The sequence below is a fragment of the Streptomyces phytophilus genome (assembly GCF_013870535.1).
Classification (GTDB): domain Bacteria; phylum Actinomycetota; class Actinomycetes; order Streptomycetales; family Streptomycetaceae; genus Streptomyces; species Streptomyces phytophilus.
The window spans coordinates 1-3,003 of sequence record NZ_JACBXC010000744.1; the positions used below are offsets into that span (position 1 = coordinate 1).

Genomic DNA, 3,003 nt, shown 5'->3' on the forward strand with positions numbered 1-3,003 from the left:
CGGGCGGGCGGTGACCCTGCGGGGGGCGGCGAAAGCGCTCCCGGATCCGCCCCGGAGACCGTTGCGGAGGGCTCCGCGGAGCCCGCGCCGCCGCCCGTCGAGGTGGTCGAGGTCGTCGCGGAGGCTGTCGCGGAGGAGGGCCGGGAGTCCGGCCCCGACGAGGGCCCGAAGGCCGGACCGGCACCTCGCCCGGCCGCCGCGGACCTGTGAATCCATCGACACATCGCAGAAATCTGCCAGTTTCAAAGGCTGGACTCAGAGAACTCCTTCATTAAGAATGACCAAGCCGCGGCGGTCACCCCGACCGGGGCCTGACGAGATTCCCTCACCCCAAGGACCGTGATCCATCGTGAAGGTCGGCATTCCACGCGAGGTCAAGAACAACGAGTTCCGGGTGGCCATCACGCCCGCCGGAGTGCACGAGCTGGTCCGCCACCGCCACGACGTCGTCGTGGAGCAGGGCGCGGGCCTCGGCTCGTCCATCCCCGACGAGGAGTACGTCGCGGCCGGGGCGGAGATCCTGCCCACGGCCGACGCCGTGTGGGCGGCCGCGGACCTGGTGCTGAAGGTCAAGGAGCCGATCGCGGAGGAGTACCACCGCCTGCGCAAGGGCCAGGTGCTCTTCACCTACCTCCACCTCGCCGCCTCCCGCCCGTGCACCGACGCGCTGCTGGAGTCCGGCACCACCGCCATCGCGTACGAGACGGTGGAGACCGCCGACCGGCAACTGCCGCTGCTCGCCCCGATGTCGGAGGTCGCCGGCCGGCTCGCGCCCCAGGTCGGCGCGTACCACCTGATGCGCTCTCAGGGCGGCCGCGGCGTGCTCCCGGGCGGCGTGCCCGGGGTCGTGCCGGGGCAGGCGGTCGTGATCGGCGGCGGCGTCTCCGGCTGGAACGCCACGCAGATCGCCGTCGGCATGGGCTTCCACGTCACGCTGCTCGACACCGACGTGCGCAAGCTGCGCGAGGCGGACAAGGTCTTCGGTACGAAGGTGCGCACCCTCGCCTCCAACGCCTACGCCCTGGAGCAGGCCGTGCTGGAAGCCGACCTGGTGATCGGGGCGGTGCTCATCCCGGGCGCGAAGGCGCCGAAGCTCGTCGACAACGAGCTGGTGTCGCGAATGAAGCCGGGAAGTGTCCTTGTCGACATCGCGATCGACCAGGGCGGCTGTTTCGCCGACTCCCGTCCGACCACGCACGCGGAGCCGGCCTTCCAGGTCCACGACTCGGTCTTCTACTGCGTCGCGAACATGCCCGGCGCGGTGCCCAACACGTCCACGTACGCGCTGACCAACGCCACCCTGCCGTACATCCTCAAGCTCGCGAACCTCGGCTGGCGGGCCGCGCTGCGCGCCGACCCGGCGCTCGCCCTCGGCCTCAACACCCACGAAAGCCAGGTCGTTTACGGTCCCGTGGCGGAGGCGCACTCGCTTCCGGTGGCCGAACTCGCGCGCGTGCTGGGCTGATTTCGCGCAGGTGCGCGGCACATCGACCACATCGGCGACACCGTCAACTCGGCTTCACCGGCCGAACCTTGTCACCAGGGGTTCGGTCGGCCGCCGTACCGTCGAAAGGGGTGCCCGAAGTGGTGTTCCACACCCGACACATCGTGCTCTGTCTGCGGGATTGTGTTGCTGCGGGACCCCGACACGCCATAGAGTCGCCAATCGTCGGCATGGTGCCACGCTGACCAATCGAGAAGTGCCCTGGTCACCAAGGAGGTAGGACGACTTGTGAATGAGTCGACATTTGCTCCCGGGGGTGGTCGTCCAGGCACGCCTGCGCGGGGCCACGGTTCCCCGGGGGTGGAGGCGCCTGTCGGCTCCGTCGCCGTCCACACCTTCTCGGCACACGCACACCAGGGCGGAAACGTATACCAGAGCATGGACGGTCATCACGTGAACGCCATGACCGGCAGCCAGAGCGGCGGCGAGGACACCACACGTCTCGCCGCATCCGCCACCTCCGACTTCGAGGACCTGTCAGAAGGTCACTTCTACGATCCGGACGCGGACTACGAGCCGGATCCCGAGTACGCCGCGACGCTCGCGCCCGACGCCGCCCGGCAGCGCCGGGAGCGCATCGGTCCCACGGGCCGCCCGCTGCCGTACTTCCCCATCCCGGGCCCGGTCACCGACCACGGCCCGGCGAAGGTCATCGCCATGTGCAACCAGAAGGGCGGCGTCGGCAAGACCACGTCGGCCATCAACCTGGGCGCGGCGCTGGCCGAGTACGGCCGCCGCGTGCTGCTCGTGGACTTCGACCCGCAGGGTGCGCTCTCCGTCGGCCTCGGGGTCAACCCCATGGAGCTGGACCTCACGGTCTACAACCTGCTCATGGAGCGGGGCATGTCGGCCGACGAGGTGCTGCTCAAGACGGCCGTGCCCAACATGGACCTGCTGCCCAGCAACATCGATCTCTCCGCCGCCGAGGTGCAGTTGGTGAGCGAGGTGGCGCGGGAGCAGACGCTCCAGCGCGCGCTGCGCCCGCTGCTGCCCGAGTACGACTACGTCGTCATCGACTGCCAGCCGTCGCTGGGCCTGCTCACGGTCAACGCGCTGACCGCGGCCCACAAGGTGATCGTGCCGCTGGAGTGCGAGTTCTTCGCCCTGCGCGGCGTCGCGCTGCTCACCGAGACGATCGAGAAGGTCCAGGAGCGGCTCAACCCCGACCTGGAGCTGGACGGCATCCTCGCCACGATGTACGACTCGCGGACGGTGCACAGCCGCGAGGTGCTGGCGCGCGTCGTCGAGGCTTTCGACGACCACGTCTACCACACGGTCATCGGGCGCACCGTCCGGTTCCCCGAGACCACCGTGGCCGGCGAGCCCATCACCTCGTACGCCTCGAACTCCGTGGGCGCGGCCGCCTACCGACAGCTCGCCAGGGAGGTGCTCGCCCGGTGCCACGCCGAGTGAGCCTGCCCGGGGCCGACGAGCTTTTCCGCACCACCGGGGGGACCGCGCTCCAGTCGTCCACGCCGCAGTCGGACCGGCAGCGGGCC

2 protein-coding genes and 1 pseudogene are annotated in these 3,003 nt (G+C 70.1%); all 3 read left to right on the top strand.

All coding sequences use genetic code 11. The features are described 5' to 3' along the window. Positions 1–210: pseudogene (locus H5J30_RS36045) on the top strand (2-oxo acid dehydrogenase subunit E2); the annotation flags it as partial. 139 nt (positions 211–349) lie between these two features. Then, positions 350–1,465: an alanine dehydrogenase gene (gene ald / locus H5J30_RS24530; RefSeq protein ID WP_181789535.1), complete on the top strand. Its 1,116-nt coding sequence runs from the start codon at positions 350–352 to the stop codon at positions 1,463–1,465. A gap of 267 nt (positions 1,466–1,732) precedes the next feature. Further along, positions 1,733–2,917: a ParA family protein gene (locus tag H5J30_RS24535; RefSeq protein WP_309505619.1), complete on the top strand. Its 1,185-nt coding sequence runs from the start codon at positions 1,733–1,735 to the stop codon at positions 2,915–2,917. Positions 2,918–3,003 lie beyond the last annotated feature (86 nt).